The following is a 19,002-nucleotide window of genomic DNA, read 5'->3' on the forward strand; positions in this document are numbered from 1 at the left end:
CCGTCGGCTTGTTGCTCAGTAGGCGGAGTTGACGTTGTCGATGGACCCGTAGCGGTGGGCGGCGTAGTTGGCGGCCGCGGTGATGTTGGCGACGGGGTTGGTGATGTCGTGGGCGGTGCCGGCGACGTGGTAGGCGTTGAACGTCGGCTGGATGATCTGCAGCAGGCCCTTGGACGGAATGCCGTTCCGTGCGTTGATGTCCCAGTTGTTCTGCGCGTTCGGGTTGCCGCCGGACTCACGCATGATGTTGCGGTGCAGACCCTCGTAGCTGCCGGGGATGCCCTTGGCCTTCATGATGGCCAGCGCCTGCTTGATCCAGCCGTCGAGGTTGTTGCTGTAGCCCCGGCCGGCATGGTGCGCGGCGTGGCCGTTGTAAGCCGACGTCGTGACCAGGGAGGCGCTCGCCGATGTCACCTCGGCGGCCTGCGCGGACGTCGACGTCAGTGTGAGAGCCGCTGCCGCGGCACCCGCGGTGGCGATACCGGCGACGGACAGCTTGCGGAGGCGGGCGATGCGGCGGGTGCGGGTGTGCATGGTCATGCGGAAGGAACTCTCCAGTGGGGGACGTCGTGGGGTTGGCGTGCCGGTCTTGGTGCGCGGCTTCGCGGAGCACGGCTCCGCGCTGCGGGCCGGGGTGAACGGATCTGGCGGATTCCGCCCGGCCCGGTCGTGGCTCCCAGCAACGACAGCAATGGTTAGCGGTGGGCGGGCCGGGGCGCAATGATGTGACGTACTACCCCACTACGGAGAAATGTCCAAAATGGGATGTTTTGGGATGTTTTTGTGCTGCTCGGAGGGCCTTGGTTCTCCTACCCGCGTTAGGAAGTGACGTAGCTCCTATGGGTGGCATCACATCCCCGGGGCCGGATCGAGGATCTCCAGGGGGGTTGTGACGCGTGGGAGGGGGGAGCCTGCAGCCCGTGTCCCATGGCCCGCACCGTCCCGCTCCGGCGCCCCGGACTGTGCGGCCGGGGGCCCGGCCACTGTGCCGCGGCCCATGAGGGCCCGCGCGGCGTATCGCCCGCCGCACGATGCACCGCCCACGCCGCGCCACGACGCCGCCTCCGGGCGGCCGCCACGCCCCTGCACTGGGCCCACACCCGCGCCGACGGCCCTACGGCGGACGTCACTGGCACCCTCGGATGGGACCTCGACCTGATCGGCCCGGCCCCCGTAGCGACTGCCGACCTGGTCCATATCGCCGCCTCGGCCTATCTCGCCGATCGCACCGTCCGCCGTCCCCCCACCACTTTCGTCAGGAGGATCGAGCTCACCGCCCACGCGGTGAACCCCGAACCCGGGAACAGTCCTTGCGGACAACTCGTCGAAGAGCTGCTGCGCTGGCTCACCGTTGATGTGTGGCGGCTGCGCACCGCGGTGCTGTAGTCGTAGTGGCTCAGGTGGATCAGTTCGATCCCATCCGTCAGATGGTCGATTTCACCGCGAAGGTGTTCACCAGCTTTCTGGACCGCCTCGCCCGCCAGGCCGGACGCAAGGACCATGTGATCGTCGACCGGCACCCAGTGCGCCGCAGCAAGGCGGTCCGCGCCTGGCTGGCTGGGGGCCAACACCGACCGCCTCGAACTGCACCTGATGCCCGGATACAGCCCCGAACTCAACCCCGACGAGATCCTCAACGCCGACGTCAAACGCCACGTCCACGCCTCACGGGCCCGCTCGGCGGACGATCTCGCCCGCGATACCCGCCGCTTCCTCCACCGCTGCCAGCCCCACATCGTCCGCGGCTACTTCCACGCCCGCCATGTTCGCTACACAATCCAGTAGGAAACCGAATCGTTTCGTCTCAATACGAGATGCTTGCCGACGTTACATGCTGGAGCCTGGAGAACTCCCATCATCGCAGGTCGCAAGGCATCTCTTCGTTCTGCGGAACCTCCCCGGCAGCGTCACCCGGTGGATTCGGGCTCAGGGCTGCTGTTCCTGGTCTACCTGCCGGGCATCCTGCGGTCGGGGCGGCCGATCATCTGGCCGCGTCCGGGCAAGACCAACGGCCGTTCCTCACCCGCTGGCTGCTCGCCACGGCCGTCCTGTTCCTGGCCGGCGGCGCCGGCTGCGCGCTGCGCCGGTGGTGGGCACAGCGCCGGTAACCGGCCGCCCGCCCGGCACGCACCGTCCATGGCACGTCCGCCGGCGCTGCCACGTCACGGATCGCCCGGCCTCTGGTGCTTATTTCCAACGTAGACAGAAACGTTTCCGCCGACGCCTTGATCCGCTCCGGAAGGAGGAAATAGCATCCGGCGCAATCGATCTTGGAGGGGGTCGGAGTGTCGAACAGAAAACGCGTGAAGCCGGCGCTGATCGCAGCGCTGATACCGATGGTGGTGGTCGGCGTCGCCGCGCAGCCGGCGATGGGGCAGGTGCCCGTGCCACCGCCGATCAAGACCTACGAGGGAGATCCCGGCCGGCTCGGCGACGCGGCGAGCTGGCGTACCCCTGAGTTCAACCGGGACGCCGGCCTGGTGTCAATGGGAGCCGAATTCGCCTACGCCGCCGGCTACTCCGGCACCGGGATGAACATCGGCGTCGTCGACTCGGGCGTCTTCGCCGGGCACGTCCGGGAGCACGGAAGCCTGGACACGAACTACGCGGTCGGGGACCGCTACTTCTCAGTGGAGGCCCAGGGCGGCCAGACGGGCCCCACGCCGGGATTCTACAACCCGGCGTTCAACGACAGCCACGGCACCCACGTCAGCGGGACCATCGGTGCGAGCCGCGACGGCGTCGGCGAGACGCAACCGGCCGGGCCGGATGCCAACATGCACGGCGTCGCGTTCAACAGCAACGTGTACATGGGCAACACCGGCAAGACGGACGGTGTGCTCTACGGTCTCCTGCCGGTGAACGCGACCGCCGCGCAGACGCCGGACGACGCCTACATCGGCAATGTCTACCGGACCGTGAACTCCGCCAAGACGGCGAACGGCGAGCCCATCAGGATCATCACCAGCAGTTGGGGCAGCCAGCCCAAAACGGAAAACTACAACACGTATGACACGCCGCCCGGCAGCCCGGCGGGCTTCGGTCTGAACACGGCATGGCGCCTCTGGTCCACTCCGGACGGCGTCGTCGACGCGAACGGCAGCGCCGCCCACTGGCTGAACGGTGCCATCGAGGCCGCGCGTACCGGCACGGTCATCCAGTTCACCGCCGGTAACAGCGGCTACGTGAACCCGTCGCCGCGAGGCGCCGCGCCGTACTTCATGCCCGAGCTGGAGGGCAGCTGGTACACGACGTCGGGGATCAACCCCACCCTGGGGCGCACGTTCAACCCTGACGGCTCCGTCCTGGTCCCCGGCCAGCAGACGTTCAATCAGTGCGGCGTCGCGAAGTGGTCCTGCGTGACGGCGCCGGCCAACAGCATCAACAGCACGACTGTGTCGGTCGTCAACGGCGTGCCCGAGCCCCGTTACGGCAGTTCGTCGGGGACGTCGATGGCCGGCCCGCACTCGGCGGCGGCACTGTCGTTGATCATGCAGCGCTTCCCGTACATGACCAACGAGCAGGCGCTCTACACGATGTTCACCACCGGCCGACAGAACAATACGATCAGTGACGCGGCGGGCAACGCCGTGCTGAACCCCACCGGCGGCCAGATCGTGCGGGTGCCGGACAGCCGCAACGGCTGGGGCACGGTCAGTCTGCGGGAGGCCATGAACGGCCCGGGCCAGTTCCTGGGGCCGTTCGTCGTCGACACGCAGGGGCGCGACGACGTGTGGTCGAACGACATCTCGGACGTCGCGATCCGGGCCCGCCAGCAGGAGGACGCCGCCGAGGCGGCCGCCTGGGCGGCGACCAAGGCCGCCAAGGGCTGGACCGAGGGCCTGCCGGCCGACGCGAGCGACGCCGACAAGTCGGACTACGCCATCGGGGTCCGCCGTGAGCAGGCCCGCACGGCCCGCGCCTACGAGGGCAGCCTCACGAAGCGTGGCGCCGGCACCCTGTTCCTCACCGGCAGCGAGACCTGGCACGGGACGAGCACCGTCCTCGACGGCAATCTCTCGGTCGTCGGCTCGCACGCGAGCGCTATCGACGTGCGCGGCGGAACGCTCGGCGGCAGCGGCACCGTGGGTGACAGCATCAACGTCAGCAGCGGCGTGCTGCGGCCCGGTCTCACGGCCGACGAGGCCGCGCAGATCACCGGCGCTTCCGGCGCCGTCGGCAATGTCCTGAACGTCGGCGGGAACGCGACCATCGGCAAGCAGGGTCGCGTTGCCGTCACGATCTCCGGCGACCGGGACTACACGAGCGTCCGGGCGGCGGGGAACCTGGTGCTGGACGGTGAGCTGGACCTGGACGTGCGGGGCAAGCTGACCCCGGGCACCGTGTTCACGATCATGAGCGGTAGTTCGATCAAGGGCGCCTTCCACGCACTGCCGGAGAACCGGGCCCTGAACGTGGACGGTTACCTGTTCCGGGTGTCCTACAAGAACAACAGCATGACGCTGACCTTCATGCACGCGGTGCCGAACAATGGGAAGTAAGCCGTGACCCGTTAGCTCAACTCGGCTTGACCACGGTCGAGCCGTGGTGAACGGGCAGAACAGGAAAGGTGGGCCGCGACGCCGATCTCGGCGTCGCGGCCCACCGATTCACGTGGTCATCTGTTGTGACGGGGCGTCGACTCAGCCGCGCCGAACCCGTGTCGCTCGGCCTCTGACGGCCGACGGAGCACCGTCTACCGGGCAGGCGCTGCACCGACGCGTTCGGGCGCGACTACGAGCGTATGCGGCCGGCCGGGGTCACGTTCGAAGAAGCGCCCCGGCGCGAGCCGTACGGCACCGTTGCTGTCTTCCGGGATCTGTACAGGAACCGCTGGGTCTTGATCCAGCTGAACCGGACCGACGGCCCATCGCGGTGACGCGGAGCGACAGGGCCGGTCACGCTGCTCGCAGAGGGCGCCCGCCCCAGCGGATGCCCTTCTCACTGCGCACCCGGGCGCGTTCGCGCTGCTGGGCGGCCAGCACGTCGGGGTGCCGGGCGTTGGCGTTGCGCCAGCGCAGGTAGCGGGGGCGGTCAGCCGGCCGAAGCGCGACTCGACAGCCCGCCTCAGGGCAGCCCCGGAAGGCTAACAGCCGGCCGGGGCTGCCCTGAGGACCGGTCAGTTTCGCCAGAACAGGTGGTGCATCACACCGCTCGGGCTGGGCACGACCTCCAGGTGGAACCGGTTGAGTAGTTCATCGGGTGACTCCCAAAGTCGTACTCCGGACCCGAGCTTCACCGGCGAGACCGCCACATGCATGGTGTCGACCAGGTCCGCTTCGAGGAACTGCCGGATGGTGGTGGCCCCGCCGCCGAGTCGGACGTCCTTGCCCTGCGCTGCCTCCCGCGCCTGCTCGAGGACCGTTGCCGGGTCGCCGTCGACGAAGTGGAACGTGGTGTCGGAGAGCGTGAACGAAGGACGCTTGTGGTGGGTCATGACGAACACCGGGGTGCGGAACGGGGGCTCGTCACCCCACCAGCCGCGCCACTCATGGTTCTGCCAGGGCCCGCGCTGGGGCCCGAACTTGTTGCGGCCCATGATCTCGGCCCCGATGTCGCGCGCGTAGTCCCGCGTGAAGTAGTCGTCGAGGCCCCGGCTCCCCCCGGGATCCGTGCGCATGGGCCAGCTCGCCGTGGCGCCGGCCCATGCGAACAGCCTCTCGGGATTGACATGGCCGAACGGACTCTCGAAGCTCTGGTCCTCACCGGCACCGATGCCGTCACTCGAGACGTTGAAGTTCTGGACTCTCAATAGCTGACCCACGTGTTCCTCCAGTGTTGTCGGACAACGGTGGTGAGACTCTCCGGGCCGGAAGAACTCATCGCTGCGTCCGTGACCGGTCAGAAACCGGGCTACCTGGACCGACCGGCAAATGGATCACTTGAGGCGGCGTGTGGTGGGGCGCCCGTCCCAGCGGTAGCGGGCGGTGGCTCGGCGGATCAGCACGCGGATGGCTGTGACCGTGTGGTGGCAGATCTCCGTACACAATGCTGTCGCCGGCGGCACGGTGATGATCCTGATACTGGCTTACGGCCAGGCGCTGCTCCCGGCAGCCGTGTTGGTCCTGGCCATCGGCTGGTCCCGCCGTGTACTGAAGGCGCACACCGTGGCTCAGCTCATCTGCGGAACCGCACTCGGCTCGACCGCCGCCCTGGCCTTCACCCTCCTCAGGTGATCACCCTCGGGACCTGGCACCTGGACATGGAACCGCCCGAACACGAGGCCGTCAGGCCTGCCGCTGGTTGCCTGAACGGCGGCTATGCGGTGAGATCGAGGAAGTCCGTGACGGCGTGAGCCTTGCGGTGAGCAACGGAGCTGTCTGCGCAGGTCCGCCAGGTTGCTGTTGCCGCGGGCGGAGTCCGTCCTGTCAGCTGCTCGATGGCCTGCTCGGCGACCTCGACGGCGGCGTCCACGTCGACGACCTATGCGGACTCGTAACTGCAGAGGCCGGGTGTAAGCGTTCGCGGACCCGGAGTGCATCCGGCGGAGACGAGTGCCCTGGTATCGCGGCTTTGTCGGCAGGATGGCGTTCGGGGTGGCGTCACTGTGTCGTGCTCTGGATTCCCAGGACCTCGTAGAGGTGCTGGCCGGGGGCCCACCGCTTCAGTTCAAGGCGTCCCATGAGGCCTGCAGCGGGCGGGCCTCATGTATGGCAGGAGCTCCCAGGAGGGGCCGGTTCGCGGGTCATTCACTCGTTCACGTGAATCGGCCGATCGTATGACCGTGGGGCCTTCTTTGCTGGGTAACGTGCGTGCTCGACCGGCCCGGCTGGGCCGGTTCGGAGCGGGTCAGGGGGGTGCGGGGATGACGGACAGTCCTTCGAACCAGGGCAGCGGGCTGTCACGGCGCAGGCTGCTCGCGTCGTCGGCCGCCGCGGGCGGCGCGGTCTGGTTGCTGCGCGGGCTGGTCCGGCCGGGCAGCGCCTACGCGGCCTCGGCACCGCCGCCGGGCTTCCCGGCCGGGATCGACGTTTATCAGCGCGCCTACGAGAACTGGGCCGGTGAAATTCGTACCGACCAGCTGTGGACGTGCGCGCCGCGTAACCCGCAGGAGGTGCTCGACGTCGTCAACTGGGCCTACGGCGCCGGCTGGACGGTACGTGCGCAAGGGCAGCGGCATGGCTGGGCCCCCCTCACGGTGGCCGACGGCACACCCGCCGCGGCCCGGGTCGTCCTGCTGGACACCACCGCACACCTCACCGCGATGTCGCTGGAGCAGCAGGCCGCCGACGGGTCGGCCGAAGTCCGGGTCCAGGCCGGTGCCTCGCTGGAGACGCTGCTCGCGTTTGCCGGCGCGGGCGGATACGGGGTCGCCTCCGCGCCGGCACCCGGCGCTCTCTCGGTTGGTGGCGCGCTTGCCATCGGCGCGCATGGCACGGCCATCCCCGCAGTCGGCGAAAACCCGTCATCCGGCCACGGCTACGGCTCGCTGAGCAACCTGGTCACCGAGCTGACCGTGGTCGTCTGGGACGAGGACGCCGGCCGCTACGTTCTGCGGACCGTCGGCCGAGCCGAGCCCGACTGCGATGCGCTCCTCACTCACCTCGGCCGCTCGCTCGTCACTGAGGCCGTTCTGCGGGTGGGCACCGACCGCAATCTACGCTGCCAGTCCTTTCTGAACATCCCCGCCACCGAACTGTTCGCCGCCCCCGGTGCTCCGGCCGGCACCCGGACCCTCGCCGGCTTCGTGGACCGCACCGGCCGGGTGGAGGCGATCTGGTTCGCCTTCACCGACTACCCCTGGCTGAAGGTCTGGAGTGTCGCCCCGAAGCGGCCGCTCACCGCCCGCGCGGTCCACGAGCCGTACAACTACCCGTTCTCCGACTCCCTCCCCGAGCCGGTGGCCCGCCTGGCCGGGGATGTGGTCTCCGGAGCATGGGCGAGTGCGCCGCTCTTCGGGCAGGTCCAGTACCTGCTGACAAAGGTCGCGTTGACGGGCGACATCACCGACGTCCTGCTCTCGGGGACCCTCGTGCGGGACGTGCTGACCGGCGACGTTCTCACCCACCTACTGGCAGGCGGCCTGCGCTCGGACCTGTGGGGCGCCTCACGCAACCTGCTGCAGTACGTGCGGCCCACCACGCTGCGCGAGACCGCCAACGGCTACGCCGTCCTCACCCGCCGCGCCGATCTGCAGTGGGTGGTCAGCCAGTTCGCCGGCTTCTACCGCACGCTGCTCGCGCAGTACGCGGCGCGCGGCGAGTACCCGGTCAACGGCCAGGTGGAGATCCGGGTGACTGGTCTGGAGGACCCGTTCGTGTGCGGTGTCCCGGGCGCGCGGCCCCCGCTGCTGTCCGCCCTGCGGCCGCGCCCCGACCGGCCGGACGTCGACACCGCCGTGTGGATCGACGTCCTCTCCCTGCCGACTACACCCGCCCTGCACCGCTTCTACCGCGACATCGAGCAGTTCCTCCTGGCCCTGGACGGGGACCGAGCGACGGTTCGCGTGGAGTGGTCCAAGGGCTGGGCCTACAGCGACACCGCCGCGTGGTCCGACCCGGACGTCCTCACCCGCGCGATCCCCGCCAGCCAGCGCGCCGGGGGCGGCCCGGGCTGGGACGAGGCGGTCGCGGCTCTCGACCGGCTCGACCCCCACCGCGTGCTGTCCAGCCCGTTCCTCGACGCGCTGCTGCGCTGAGCGGGTGGGAAGCCGAACTTCCGGCGCAACCCTTGACGTCCGGCGCGGTGACGGCCACCGGCGTCGGCGCCCCCTGCAACAGGCAGTCGTCTGGGTTCCGACTCGCTAGGCCAAGCCGTCATCAAGCCACGGGCGTCACATGGCCTGGCCGCCCGGGAGCCTCGGAGCCTGAGCTGCTGACCTCGACGTATCAGCTGCTCTGCTGCCCGAGCCGCCGCGCGCGCGGGGCCCGGCCCCCGTACGGCCCTGGAACCAGCCGACGGTCCGCCCTAGCGCGAGGTGCCCAGCCACGGCGCTCGAGAGGTCGTTGCCCAGGTTGTGGAAGGCCGGTCCGTAGTCGTCCAGGACGCTGCGGATGGCACCCGCGTCGAAGGCGGGGCCCAGAGCGGCGGTGGTCATCGCCGCACCGGGCAGGGCGAGGTCGCCGCGGCGCAGCGCGACATCAAGAGCCGCGCCGATGGCGCACCCGGCGTCCCCCGGGGCCGGCTGGACGAACAGCTCCTCCACGGGCGTCGTCATCTCTCTCCGATCGATGCGATGCCCCCAGCAGGGGGCGGTGAGGAAGGGGTGGTGGCTGCGTTACGCGGTGAGCCGGTCCGGGGTGCCGGGGGCGGGCCCGGGCGTGAGGCGGGTGAAGTACTCGGTGCGGATGATCTCGTCGCGGTCGGCTTTCTGGAGGCGGGCGAGGAGGCCGGGAAGGGGTCGCTCGGCCGCGACCTCGCCGCGGTGGGCGAGGATCGCCCGCCACTTCACCTCCGCCCACGGCTCCACGTCGACGACCGTGGTGACGTAGGAGTCCGGCACGGTGAGCACCGTCTTGCCGACACCTTCGAGCAGGGGGCCGAGACGGCCTGTGCCCGAGTCGGAGTGGGTGGCCGTGTAGAGGGCCGCGGGCTGCCAGGGATCGCCGGCCTCCGGATACAGGTGGGCGAGTCCGGCGGCCTCGACGGCCAGGAGGGTGATCTGGTGGGTGCGCTTGTGGTCCGGGTGGCCCGTCAGCTGCCCCAGGGCATCGTGACCGACCACGGCGTCGGGTTTGAACTCACGGATGTGGGCGACGAGGAGGCCGACGGCTTCGTCGAGAGGAGCGTCGACGAGCCGGGGCCGGCCCGGTGCCGACTCCGGGTTGCGGGCGTCGGCGTAGCCGAGCAGACGCGGCGCACCGGCGCCCAGGACGGTGAGGGCGCCGGCGAGTTCCGGTGCTCGGCGGCTGTCCGCCGTCCACGTGGCGGTGACGACCGCCGTGCGGGCGCCGCCGGCAGCGTGCTGGGCGAGGACGCCGCCGGCGAGGAGGGATTCGTCGTCGGGGTGCGCGAACACGCCCAGCAGCGATCGGGGACTCGGCATCGTCACGGGTGGACCTCCTGGTGGTTCAGCGATGGGGGCAGGTCAGATGATCGGCGGGCGACCGGCGGCGGTCAGCCTGCGCACGGTGCGCCAGTCCATGGGGCGGCGCGTCTGCACCCGGCGGGTCGTCCAGCCCTCGCGCAGGCCGTGCAGGGTCTCGCGCAGCCCTCCGCCGCGTACGGCCCTGGCGAGGGTGATCACCGTCCACACGGCGAGGTAGACGGGGATGAGCGGGGCGGGGAGGCTGCGGTAGGCGGCCCAGATCCGGTTGCGCGCGGCGAGCCGGTGGAAGAGGGCGTGACGGGTGGGGGCGGTGAGCGGGTGGTGCATACGGATACTGGCCGCGTACCAGCCGGTCCAGCCCGCCGCCCACAGCCGCCAGGCCAGGTCGAGGCCCTCGTGGTAGAGGAAGAACGACCCGGGCCAGCCCCCTGCCTCCTCGAACGCGGCGCGGCGCACCAGGACCACGCCCTCGGTCATCGTGGTGATCGTGCCGGGCAGCCCAGGGCGGTCCGCGCGCAGGCGGGGGACCCAACGACGTGGGGTCGTCTCATCGTCCGGTCCGGTCAACCGGGGCTGCACGTAGGCGGCTTCGGGATGCTGCTCGGCTTCGGCGATGAGCCGGGCGAGGATGTCAGTGCGGGGCAGGGTGGCGTCGTTGTCGAGGAAGAACACCCACTCGGCCGGGTCGCCTGCTGCGCCCAGGGCGTCGGCGCCGGCGTTGCGTCCGCCGGGGATGCCGACGTTCTCCGGCAGCCGCACGGTGATCGCGCCGGGCGGCACGATCTCGGGGGTGCAGCCGTTGCCGACCACGCACACTCGCAGCGCGACGCCCGCCTGGGCGAGGAGACAAGCCTGCGCGGCCGCCTCCTCGCCGGGCCGGTCGTTCATCGTGAGCAGGACGACGTCGATGCACGGGCGGTGCACGGATTCCTCCAGGCCGACTGAATCCCGGGGCGGTTCAGGGAGCGGGGACGGGCGCGTCGGTGAGGTGATTCGGCGCGTTGGGCGACGAGTGGGGCGAGGTGGGGGTGGACGCCTCGGCTGCACGCCTGGAGGAGCTGTCCGAGGGCGACGAGTTCCCCGGCCCGTCCGGCGGGCGTGTCGAGGACGTCGCCCACCGGTACCTGCCCCACCCCTCCCAGTCGAGGATGACCAGCGGCGCCGCTGTGAGGTTCGCCCAGTGCAAGTCCGCGTGGCCGGTGGTGTAGTCGCGGATCTGGATGGGGTCGATGCCGAGGAAGCGACGAAAGTTCCGGTCGATCCACCGCTGCCGAACGGCCTCCCGGTCGGTCGGCACGGTGGCGAGCGTCGTCAACGCGGTGCGGAGGTCGTTCCACCAGGTGTCGGGGAGGGTGACGTCCCGGTCGAGTACGGGGCTGCCGTTGGTGAGCAGCGGGACGGTGACGTACTCCGTGAGCTCGGCCCGGTACGCGTGCTCGCCGCAGGTCCAGTCGAGCAGGCCGCGCAGCCGGGGCCGCGGCACCGACGGGTGAACCAGAGCGTCCGCGAGCGCTGTCCCCTCCCATAGCCTCCCGCCTTGCCTGTCTGCCGGTGTGGAGACGACACGCAGCCAGCTGGTTCCGGCGCGCCGCCCGAGGGTGTGTCCCTGCCAGCCCCACACCTCCGCCCCGGCCGGCGTGACCTGAAGGTGCCGTGCTGCCACCGCGTGCGCGCGGCGCATGCGCACCTGGTCGTCGAGGCCCGGTGGTGCTGCGAACACCAGTGCCTGTGCTGCCTGTTCGACGTTCACATGTCCTCCCTGGCGGCGACGCGAGCTTCGGTCGGCTCAACGGGGGCGGGGAGGAGGGCGTCACGGCCGGGCCACTGCACGACCAGGCGGCAGTGCTCCTTGTCGACGACGTCACCGGCAGGCAGAAGGCGGTCGGGGGTTCCCGCCGGGTGCAGGGTCAGCACCGGATCCGTGCCCTCCGCGCCACCTCGTACGTTGTGGTCCCAGACCCTGACGGCGTCGGGGTGTCACCGGGCCCGAGGGGTGCTGGTCAGGATGATGACGCGGGGTTTGTCGGGGGCACCGGTGAGGATGCGGCGGGTGGCCTCCAGGCCGTCCATCTCGGGCATCCGGACGTCCATCAGGACCACGTCGGGACGTGCACGGCGGACCGCTTCGACCGCTTCGGCTCCATTGGTCGCCTCGGCGACGACGTCGATGCCATCGGCCCTGAGGATCAACCGGAATCCGGTGCGGACCAGGGTCTGGTCGTCGGCGAGGAGGACTCGCAGCGGCTCGGTCACGGTGCCTCCAAGGGAATCAGGGCCTCCACACGGTAGCCGCCGGTTAGACGTCGGCCCGTGTCCAGGGTTCCGGCCATGGGCACCGCGATCCTGTTCGGCACCATCGCCGTCACGTTCACCGTGGGGATGGGCGCCTCGCTCGGCCAGGTGATGAAAGCCAGGGCCCACGACGCCGCCGATGTCGTCGTGCCCGCGCCCTTGCCGGACTTCGGCCCCCAAGGTGCCGGCCCCGAGAAGCAGCCCGAGGCCGATCCCGCCGCAGTCGCCGCGGCCATCGAGGCCGCCGCCGGAACCGGGAAGTACTACAGCGCCGCGACGGTACGGGCGACCGTGTCCGGCCTGACTGGCACCATCGACGTGAACGCCTTCACCGGCGACGCCTCCTGGGGCGGCTACACGATGGTTTCGGGCCGCTGGATCGACAAGCCCGGCGAGGCCGTGGTCCCGACCCCCTTCCTGGCCGCCACCGGCACCCGCATCGGCGACACCGTCACCCTGAACGGCCTGGCCGAGCCGGTCATGGTCCGGATCGTCGGCGAGGTCCTCGACCCCCGCAACGATGGCATGCAGGTCTTCACCGACGCCTCGACCCTCACGGCCGCACATCCCGACCTGACGGAGACGAGCCATCACATCGCGGTCACATCAGGCACCGATGTCTCCGCCTACGTCGACACGCTGAACAAGGATCTGGCACCGCTGGGTGTCACCGCCCGGGCCGGCGGGCTCGACGCCGGCAGCGACATGGTCGTCACGCTCAACGCGCTGTCCGCGATCCTCACGCTGATGCTCGTCGCCGTCGCCGCGCTCGGCGTACTCAACGGCGTGCTGCTCGACACCCGCGAGCGCGTCCGGGAGATCGGTGTCCACAAGGCGCTCGGCATGACCCCCCGGCAGGCCATTGTGATGGTCCTCACCTCGGTCGTCGTGACCGGACTGGTCGCTGGCACTCTGGGCGTGCCACTGGGCGTGGCCGTGCACGGCTGGGTTATCCCCGCGATGGGCGACAGCGTGGGGATCCGCCTCCCCGGTTCCGTCATCGCCGTCTACCACGGAACTGAACTGTTCCCGCTCGCACTCGGTGGCCTGCTCATCGCCACCCTGGGTGCGCTCCTGCCCGCCGGCTGGGCCGCCAGGGCCCGAACCGCCACGGCCCTGCGCACGGAATAGGAGGTCAGGTGGCGGTGGCCTGTCCGGCCCAGACGGGCCGGTGGCAGGGGTGGTGGGTGGCCTGCGGGCAGCGAGCCGAGTCGCACATGCCGACCAGCGGCTTCGCAGCATTCGGCGTGCCGGCCAGGCGCAGGCACAGGGCCTTCGACGGGTCATGGAACCAGCAGAAGTTCGCAGGCCCGACGTGGAGCGTCTTGGCCCGTTTGCGCAGGAGATTCTCCAGGTGACGGTCGTCCTTGAGGATCTTCGGGTCTGTGCGGGCCGCGTCCTTCAGCTGGGCATCCACGTGGTGGAATGCCTCGATCAGGCCGCGTGCACCGGGACCGGCGGGCATACGGCACGCTTGGACATCGCGGAATGCCTGCACCGTCAGCTGCACGTGATGGGCTTCTTCAGCTTCCTCGATCTCAGCGTGGAACAGCCGCTGGGATCCGCCGGGGCGAGCGGCATAGCCCCTCCGTGGTGGCCATGGAGATGTGCTCGAGGGCGATCTTCGTCGCCAGCAGACCGCCCGGACGCTCCGCGATGGCCAGGGACAGCGTCCGCCGCAGCATCCTGGCGCTGAGTGGGCCTTGGGGGATGACCGGGATTGCCCAGCGCTCCCGGTTGCCGGTCCGCTCCAGCCGGCCACGCAGGTTCTTCAACCGGCCGGACAGGTCGACGGTGCCGAACAGTGCCTCACCGGCAGGCCGGTTGACCAGGCGTTCGGCGAGGGCCACGGCCCGGTCCACCTGCTCGATGACCACCCACTCGTCAGGGACTCCTCCGAACTTCTGCCCTTTGATCAGGCGGCTGGCGAGCCGGAACCGCCGTGGAGGCTGGTCGATTGCCAGGCCCCATGTGATCTATGGTGGGCGTTACCTCCAACGATGAGCAGGGTGTCGATGCGGCGAGTGGGACGCGGGACGGCGAAGGCCGGTCTTCGTGGTGTGCTCGCCTTGCTCGTGGTCGTCGTGGGAGCGCTGTGTCTGTTCGGGCGTGCGGCGCTGCACGGCGTGCCTGCCACCGATGTCCCGACGGTCGTGGCGCAGCAAAAGCCGACGGTCGACGATATCGATACAGGGGCCGAAGCGCCGTGCGGCAAGAAGCTGGTGGCTGACCCCAGCGCGCAGCGCGCCGGCAGCCCCGGCCCGACGGCAGCATCCCCTGAATGCGCCCAACCGGCCGGTGATCTCGCGTACCCCGCGCACCAGCGCGTCGGCATCCTGTCCGGAGGTCCCGCGCCGCCATCCCCCGTGATCCTTCACTCCGTTCTGCGGATGTAGGCCGATCCTGCGTGGTCGTGTCCTTCAATCCCCGGAAACGGAGTCCTTCAGCATGTCTTCTTCTCGGCGCTCACTGAGCCGGGCGGGTACGGCACTGCGTGCGTGGCAGACGCGCCAGTGGACCGTGGCGGGCGTCGGTGCCCTGGCCACGGCCCTCGTCGTCGGCGCGCCCACCGCCGTGGTGCCCAACCCGCTTTTCGGCCGATCGATCCCCGTGCAGTGGTGGAACTACCCGGCGCTGGCCGTCACCGCCCTGCTGGCCGGCATCGTCCTGAGTACCTACGTCCGCCGCCCCGCCGCCCCTTCGCAGGCTCCGCCCGAGGACGGCGGTCGCATGGGGGCGATCGGCGGAGTCTTGTCGTTCTTCGCCGTCGGCTGCCCGGTCTGCAACAAGCTCGTCCTCGTCCTCCTCGGAGCCTCGGGAGCCTTGAGCTACTGGGCGCCCCTGCAGCCGCTGCTCGCGGTCGTCTCCGTGGTGCTGCTCGCCGAGGCAGCGCTGCGCCGCCTGTCGTCCCAGGCCGAGTGCCCGGTCACGGCCGCCACCTGAACCAGGGCGGCCGGCTTTCCCCCTTGTTGCTCACCATCAGAGGCATTCCATGACTGCATCCACCTCTACTCCCCGTCGCAGCCGCCGGCGGACCATCGCGGCAGCGGCCGTCCTCGTCGTGGCGGCGGCTACCGCGGTCTTCGCGCTCACACTGGACGACTCCGGCGACCGTGACAGGGCCGCACGCGAACCCGTTACCGTGGCCGAGTCCAGCTCACCCGAGGCCGCCGATGACAGCCTTCTCGCTCTCGCCCGCCGCGACCCGGCGGACGCACTGGCGATCGGCCACGCCGACGCCCCGGTGGTGATGATCGAGTACTCCGACTTCCAGTGCCCCTTCTGTGGAGAGTTCGCCCGTACGACCAAGCCGGAACTGCTGCGTTCCTATGTGGACAAGGGTGTCCTGCGCATGGAGTGGCGCAACTTCCCGATTTTCGGCGAGGAGTCCCAGCAGGCCGCGCAGGCGGCGTGGGCTGCCGGGCAGCAGAAGAAGTTCTGGGAGTTCCACGACGTCGCCTACGGCAAGCCCCGTGACCGCAACTCCGGCGAGTTCAGCAGCGACAAGCTCCTCGCCATGGCCCGCGAAGCCGGCGTGAAGGACATGGATCGGTTCCAGGCGGACATGGCCTCCGACAAGGCCCGCAACGCCGTGCAGCAGGACCGGAACGAGGGCTACAACCTGGGGGTGACCAGCACCCCGGCGTTTCTGATCAACGGCAGGCCGATCCTGGGCGCACAGCCCACAGCCACCTTCAAGGAGGCCATCGAGGCCGCGGCGAAAGCAGCCGAGCAGTGAGCGAGGTCAGCCTGGCCATGGCCTTTCTGGGAGGGCTGCTGGCCCTGCTCAGCCCCTGCAGCGCGCTGTTGGTGCCGGCTTTCTTTGCCTACTCCTTCGCCAGCAGAACCCGACTGATGGCGCGAACCGTCCTGTTCTACATCGGTCTGTGCACCACTCTCGTACCGCTCGGGGTGGCGGGTTCGTTCGCGAGCAGGCTCTTCTACGGTCACCGGGACACACTGGTCACGGTCGGAGGGTGGTCGATCATCGCCCTGGGCGCGGCGCAGATCGCCGGCATCGGGTTCGGCTCCCGGCGCATCGCGCAGGCAGCAGGCCAGCGGCGTTCGGGCTCGGCTCTCTCGGTGTTCGCACTCGGTGCGGTGTATGGGCTGGCGGGGTTTTGCGCGGGGCCGATCCTCGGCGGAATCCTCACCGTCACGGCCGTCGACGGTGATCCCGTGCACGGCGGTGTGCTGCTGGCGGTCTACGCGCTGGGAATGGCGGTACCGATGTTCGTGCTGGCGCTGCTGTGGGACCGGTTCGACCTAGGCCGCAAACGCTGGTTGCGCGGACGGGCCTTCCAGGTGGGTCGTGTGTCGCTGCACAGCACATCTGTGATCGGCGGGTTGGTCTTCATCGCGCTCGGCGGGGTCTTCCTGATCTTCGACGGCACGTCGGCGCTGCCCTCGCTGCTGAGCGCCGAGACCGAATTTGCCTGGGAGGAACGATTGTCCGCACTTGGTGCAGCGGTTTCCGACCGGCTAGTACTGCTCGTCCTTGCCGGTGCGGCGGCGCTGGGCGCTGTGCTCGCTCTGCTACGACCAGGGCAAGCACAGCGGAAACGGCCGGCGGCCGAGGAGACGTCCGCACGGGACAGTGCGGCTGCCCACTGACAGGCCGACCCGCGAGGGGCGGGAGCCGGTTCTCCGGCTGCCGCCCCTCGCGTTATTCCGCACGGCGCAGGGCAGCCAGGGTGTTGTCGAGGCCACGGAATTTACAGGTCCGATTGCCGCAGAGTTCGGTGCCCGCCAGAGAGAAGGCGTCGCCGGTTTACCGGATGCGGTGGGTCTTCCAGAAGGAGGCCAGGTCCTTGTCGGTCATGGACTGGGCGGTTTTCTTGAAGTCGGCGGTGGTGGAGATGCCGTACCAGTGGTCGCGGGCGTAGCGCTTGAGGAGGCTTGCCATGGTGGCAGTGCCGAGGGTGCGTTCCAGGTCTGCCAGGGCGCAGGGGCCGGCGGTGTAGATGAGGTGGTATGCGCCACGGTGCTCCGCCCAGTAGGCCATCGAGCTGGTGAGCGCGGCGTTCTCGTCGGGCCACTCGCCCGGGTCCCAGCAGTCACGGGTGTCCCAGCCGTAGAAGCGGGCGTTGGCGTACTGGGCGAAGCTCTCGTCCAGCCAGGGCGCACGGTATTGGTCGTTGCCGACGATGCCGTACCACCACTGGTGGGCTACTTCGTGGACGACGGCGCTGCCCTCCTCGGCGGTGCCGAGCAGGACCAGGCCGGGGTATTCCATGCCGCCGCCGAACTGCGGGGTCATCACCAGGTCGAGCTCGCCGTAGGGGTAGCGGCCGTACTCCGTGCTGAACCGGTCGACGGCGGCGGCGCCGTCCCGGCGGGTGAGGCGCACGCCCGTGGCGGGCGTGTCGGGTGCCCAGTACGATCTGACCCGCACGCCGCCGGGCGTGGTCCGGGCCGCGGTACGGAACGGGCCTGCCGCCCACGCGAAATCCCGTACCCGGTGCGCGACGCTGTGCGTGAGGGTGCGCCCCGGCGTGCCGGGGCTGGTGCGGGTGTGGCCGGTCGCCGGGACTTTGAGGGCCGACGGGTGGTCGAGCGTGACCTGGAAGTCGCCGACCAGGGTGTAGAAGCTCTCGCCGGTCGACACGTACGGATCGAGGTGCCATCCCGTCGCGTCGTGCACGGCGAGCACGGGCAGCGCGTTGCCGAGGAAACGGAACGCGCCCTCGCGGCCGAAGCGGTTGTTGCGCCCGGGCACGGTGAGGGACACGTCGAAGGAGACGGCCGTGCGCCGGCCGCGCTCGAGAGGCGCGGGCAGGGTGATGCGCAGCGCGGTGCAGTCCACGCTGAGCTGGCCCGCCGTGCCGCCGCGTACCCGGGACACGGCGACGGGGGAGGGGCTGCCGGGAGTGCCGCAGGCGTCCTCGCCGTTGCCCCACAGCCGCAGGTACACCTCGTGCAGGGGCCGGTCGGAGGCGTTGCGGAACGACACGCGCTGCCGGCCCTTCCAGTGGGTGCCGTCGGCGTCGGCGCGCAGGGTCACGTCGTAGCGCAGGTGATCGGGTGTCGCGGCCTGGGCGATCTTCGCTGCGGCAGTGGGTTTGGGGACGGCGTCGGCGACGCCGGCTCCGGCTCCGACGAGCAGCGCGAGCAGGGCAGCGAGCAGACGGCGTGGGGTTGTTGACGGCCACGCGGGCAGGGACGGCATGGCAGCCGATCGTGCCACAGTGCTTCCGGCATGCGCCCCCGTGTGCGGGAAGTGCGCGGGCCGGTTCCGTTTGCCTGGGCCGAACACGACGACGTGCACGGCTGCTGGGCGGGCGGGTCGGGGGACGGCGTCATGGGAAGTTGACAGGAAGAGCAGCGGGACGCTCTTCTCGATGCAGAGCCGCAGGACGCCCGCCAGTTGGCGGGCTTCTTCGATGTGCTGGTGGAGGAGCACGTCGACGCTGTCCTGTGCCCACTGATCGGTGATGGCCTCCAGCCGGGCCAGGATCACCGCGCAGTCGGCGGGCGAGAGGTCGCCGCCGTCATCAGGGTGATCAAGGAGTGGCTCCAGCACGGTGGACACCTCGCTCCACGGCTGCTCACTGCCGAGGACGAACCGTTCCTAGAGACTGAGCGGGAGTGAGTCCTGTTTCCAGGACCCATGCTCAGCCGAACGCCCCGAACGGTGTTGGGCGTTCTGGTCCCCCGCGTTCGCTCCGCATACGGCGCGCACGGAGGAAGCCGAGCAGTTCCGCGACCTGGGTCAACGGGCG

At 70.1% G+C, this 19,002-nt stretch carries 21 protein-coding genes and 3 pseudogenes; 11 read left to right on the top strand and 13 right to left on the bottom strand.

Annotated features, from left to right (window positions below; all coding sequences use genetic code 11):
• Positions 1-15: 15 nt before the first annotated feature.
• Positions 16-540 carry a transglycosylase SLT domain-containing protein gene (locus tag ABD858_RS36020; RefSeq protein ID WP_345045821.1) on the bottom strand — a complete coding sequence of 175 codons (525 nt, stop codon included), beginning with the start codon at positions 538-540 and terminating at the stop codon, positions 16-18.
• Positions 541-927: 387 nt separating this feature from the next.
• Here ABD858_RS36020 and ABD858_RS36025 point away from each other — a divergent pair, with 387 nt between their 5' ends.
• The 4 genes and pseudogenes from ABD858_RS36025 to ABD858_RS36040 form a co-directional block, all read left to right on the top strand.
• Entirely contained in the window at positions 928-1,386 is a 459-nt protein-coding gene (locus tag ABD858_RS36025) for a hypothetical protein (protein WP_345045824.1), read from the top strand.
• Positions 1,387-1,593: 207 nt separating this feature from the next.
• Positions 1,594-1,785 (top strand): hypothetical protein, encoded by a 192-nt coding sequence (locus ABD858_RS36030; protein WP_345045826.1) that lies wholly within the window; start codon positions 1,594-1,596, stop codon positions 1,783-1,785.
• 500 nt (positions 1,786-2,285) lie between these two features.
• Positions 2,286-4,502 carry a S8 family peptidase gene (locus tag ABD858_RS36035; RefSeq protein ID WP_345045828.1) on the top strand — a complete coding sequence of 739 codons (2,217 nt, stop codon included), beginning with the start codon at positions 2,286-2,288 and terminating at the stop codon, positions 4,500-4,502.
• Positions 4,503-4,714: 212 nt separating this feature from the next.
• Positions 4,715-4,879, top strand: a pseudogene (locus tag ABD858_RS36040) (VOC family protein); the annotation flags it as partial.
• 19 nt (positions 4,880-4,898) lie between these two features.
• On the opposite strand, the pseudogene ABD858_RS36045 reads toward ABD858_RS36040, so the two are convergent.
• A pseudogene (locus ABD858_RS36045) lies at positions 4,899-5,024 on the bottom strand (IS630 family transposase); the annotation flags it as partial.
• Positions 5,025-5,119: 95 nt separating this feature from the next.
• On the bottom strand, positions 5,120-5,764 hold the full coding sequence (locus ABD858_RS36050; protein ID WP_345045831.1) for a dihydrofolate reductase family protein: 645 nt from the start codon (positions 5,762-5,764) through the stop codon (positions 5,120-5,122).
• A gap of 187 nt (positions 5,765-5,951) precedes the next feature.
• Between ABD858_RS36050 and ABD858_RS36055 the strand changes: the two genes are divergently transcribed.
• Positions 5,952-6,176 (top strand): hypothetical protein, encoded by a 225-nt coding sequence (locus ABD858_RS36055; RefSeq protein WP_345045833.1) that lies wholly within the window; start codon positions 5,952-5,954, stop codon positions 6,174-6,176.
• Positions 6,177-6,258: 82 nt separating this feature from the next.
• On the opposite strand, the gene ABD858_RS36060 is transcribed toward ABD858_RS36055, so the two are convergent.
• Positions 6,259-6,414, bottom strand: a complete 156-nt coding sequence (locus tag ABD858_RS36060; protein WP_345045836.1) for a hypothetical protein — start codon at positions 6,412-6,414, stop codon at positions 6,259-6,261.
• A gap of 391 nt (positions 6,415-6,805) precedes the next feature.
• On the opposite strand from ABD858_RS36060, the gene ABD858_RS36065 reads away from it, so the two are divergent.
• Positions 6,806-8,638 carry a cholesterol oxidase substrate-binding domain-containing protein gene (locus ABD858_RS36065; RefSeq protein ID WP_345045838.1) on the top strand — a complete coding sequence of 611 codons (1,833 nt, stop codon included), beginning with the start codon at positions 6,806-6,808 and terminating at the stop codon, positions 8,636-8,638.
• A gap of 135 nt (positions 8,639-8,773) precedes the next feature.
• On the opposite strand, the gene ABD858_RS36070 is transcribed toward ABD858_RS36065, so the two are convergent.
• The 6 genes and pseudogenes from ABD858_RS36070 to ABD858_RS36095 form a co-directional block, all read right to left on the bottom strand.
• The gene (locus tag ABD858_RS36070; protein WP_345045841.1) at positions 8,774-9,157 is read right to left on the bottom strand and encodes a hypothetical protein; all 384 of its coding nucleotides are present in this window, start codon (positions 9,155-9,157) and stop codon (positions 8,774-8,776) included.
• Between the two features lie 60 nt (positions 9,158-9,217).
• The gene (locus tag ABD858_RS36075) at positions 9,218-9,985 is read right to left on the bottom strand and encodes a PIG-L deacetylase family protein (protein WP_345045962.1); all 768 of its coding nucleotides are present in this window, start codon (positions 9,983-9,985) and stop codon (positions 9,218-9,220) included.
• A gap of 42 nt (positions 9,986-10,027) precedes the next feature.
• Positions 10,028-10,912: a glycosyltransferase family 2 protein gene (locus ABD858_RS36080; protein ID WP_345045843.1), complete on the bottom strand. Its 885-nt coding sequence runs from the start codon at positions 10,910-10,912 to the stop codon at positions 10,028-10,030.
• A 34-nt stretch (positions 10,913-10,946) separates the two neighbouring features.
• Positions 10,947-11,738: a hypothetical protein gene (locus ABD858_RS36085; RefSeq protein ID WP_345045845.1), complete on the bottom strand. Its 792-nt coding sequence runs from the start codon at positions 11,736-11,738 to the stop codon at positions 10,947-10,949.
• On the bottom strand, positions 11,735-11,902 hold the full coding sequence (locus ABD858_RS36090; protein ID WP_345045848.1) for a hypothetical protein: 168 nt from the start codon (positions 11,900-11,902) through the stop codon (positions 11,735-11,737). Before ABD858_RS36090 ends, ABD858_RS36085 begins: the two co-directional genes overlap by 4 nt.
• Positions 11,903-11,983: 81 nt before the next feature.
• Positions 11,984-12,241: pseudogene (locus ABD858_RS36095) on the bottom strand (response regulator); the annotation flags it as partial.
• Between the two features lie 75 nt (positions 12,242-12,316).
• Between ABD858_RS36095 and ABD858_RS36100 the strand changes: the two are divergent.
• Positions 12,317-13,411: an ABC transporter permease gene (locus ABD858_RS36100; RefSeq protein WP_345045850.1), complete on the top strand. Its 1,095-nt coding sequence runs from the start codon at positions 12,317-12,319 to the stop codon at positions 13,409-13,411.
• A 4-nt stretch (positions 13,412-13,415) separates the two neighbouring features.
• On the opposite strand, the gene ABD858_RS36105 is transcribed toward ABD858_RS36100, so the two are convergent.
• Complete coding sequence (locus tag ABD858_RS36105) at positions 13,416-13,790, bottom strand: hypothetical protein (protein WP_345045853.1); 375 nt, start codon at positions 13,788-13,790, stop codon at positions 13,416-13,418.
• 28 nt (positions 13,791-13,818) lie between these two features.
• Entirely contained in the window at positions 13,819-14,157 is a 339-nt protein-coding gene (locus ABD858_RS36110) for a hypothetical protein (RefSeq protein ID WP_345045855.1), read from the bottom strand.
• A 123-nt stretch (positions 14,158-14,280) separates the two neighbouring features.
• On the opposite strand from ABD858_RS36110, the gene ABD858_RS36115 reads away from it, so the two are divergent.
• From ABD858_RS36115 to ABD858_RS36130, 4 genes are read left to right on the top strand one after another with little or no spacing between them, the layout of a single operon-like run.
• The gene (locus tag ABD858_RS36115) at positions 14,281-14,676 is read left to right on the top strand and encodes a hypothetical protein (RefSeq protein ID WP_345045858.1); all 396 of its coding nucleotides are present in this window, start codon (positions 14,281-14,283) and stop codon (positions 14,674-14,676) included.
• 52 nt (positions 14,677-14,728) lie between these two features.
• Complete coding sequence (locus tag ABD858_RS36120) at positions 14,729-15,223, top strand: hypothetical protein (RefSeq protein ID WP_345045861.1); 495 nt, start codon at positions 14,729-14,731, stop codon at positions 15,221-15,223.
• 49 nt (positions 15,224-15,272) lie between these two features.
• A complete protein-coding gene (locus tag ABD858_RS36125) occupies positions 15,273-16,019 on the top strand; it encodes a DsbA family protein (RefSeq protein ID WP_345045864.1) in 747 nt (248 codons plus the stop codon).
• Positions 16,016-16,894 (top strand): cytochrome c biogenesis CcdA family protein, encoded by an 879-nt coding sequence (locus tag ABD858_RS36130; RefSeq protein WP_345045866.1) that lies wholly within the window; start codon positions 16,016-16,018, stop codon positions 16,892-16,894. Before ABD858_RS36125 ends, ABD858_RS36130 begins: the two co-directional genes overlap by 4 nt.
• A gap of 157 nt (positions 16,895-17,051) precedes the next feature.
• Here ABD858_RS36130 and ABD858_RS36135 read toward each other — a convergent pair whose 3' ends face one another.
• Positions 17,052-18,449, bottom strand: coding sequence for a M1 family metallopeptidase (locus ABD858_RS36135; RefSeq protein ID WP_345045964.1), 1,398 nt, complete (start codon positions 18,447-18,449; stop codon positions 17,052-17,054).
• Between the last annotated feature and the right edge of the window lie 553 nt (positions 18,450-19,002).

Source organism: Streptomyces sannanensis, from assembly GCF_039536205.1.
Classification (GTDB): domain Bacteria; phylum Actinomycetota; class Actinomycetes; order Streptomycetales; family Streptomycetaceae; genus Streptomyces; species Streptomyces sannanensis.

Coding starts and splice junctions, on each gene's coding strand:
- ABD858_RS36020 (WP_345045821.1), bottom strand. CDS start 540: ATGACCATGCACACCCGCACCCGCCGCATCGCCCGCCTCCGCAAGCTG.
- ABD858_RS36025 (WP_345045824.1), top strand. CDS start 928: ATGGCCCGCACCGTCCCGCTCCGGCGCCCCGGACTGTGCGGCCGGGGG.
- ABD858_RS36030 (WP_345045826.1), top strand. CDS start 1,594: ATGCCCGGATACAGCCCCGAACTCAACCCCGACGAGATCCTCAACGCC.
- ABD858_RS36055 (WP_345045833.1), top strand. CDS start 5,952: ATGGCTGTGACCGTGTGGTGGCAGATCTCCGTACACAATGCTGTCGCC.
- ABD858_RS36065 (WP_345045838.1), top strand. CDS start 6,806: ATGACGGACAGTCCTTCGAACCAGGGCAGCGGGCTGTCACGGCGCAGG.
- ABD858_RS36070 (WP_345045841.1), bottom strand. CDS start 9,157: ATGACGACGCCCGTGGAGGAGCTGTTCGTCCAGCCGGCCCCGGGGGAC.
- ABD858_RS36075 (WP_345045962.1), bottom strand. CDS start 9,985: ATGCCGAGTCCCCGATCGCTGCTGGGCGTGTTCGCGCACCCCGACGAC.
- ABD858_RS36100 (WP_345045850.1), top strand. CDS start 12,317: ATGGGCACCGCGATCCTGTTCGGCACCATCGCCGTCACGTTCACCGTG.
- ABD858_RS36115 (WP_345045858.1), top strand. CDS start 14,281: ATGAGCAGGGTGTCGATGCGGCGAGTGGGACGCGGGACGGCGAAGGCC.
- ABD858_RS36120 (WP_345045861.1), top strand. CDS start 14,729: ATGTCTTCTTCTCGGCGCTCACTGAGCCGGGCGGGTACGGCACTGCGT.
- ABD858_RS36125 (WP_345045864.1), top strand. CDS start 15,273: ATGACTGCATCCACCTCTACTCCCCGTCGCAGCCGCCGGCGGACCATC.
- ABD858_RS36135 (WP_345045964.1), bottom strand. CDS start 18,449: ATGCCGTCCCTGCCCGCGTGGCCGTCAACAACCCCACGCCGTCTGCTC.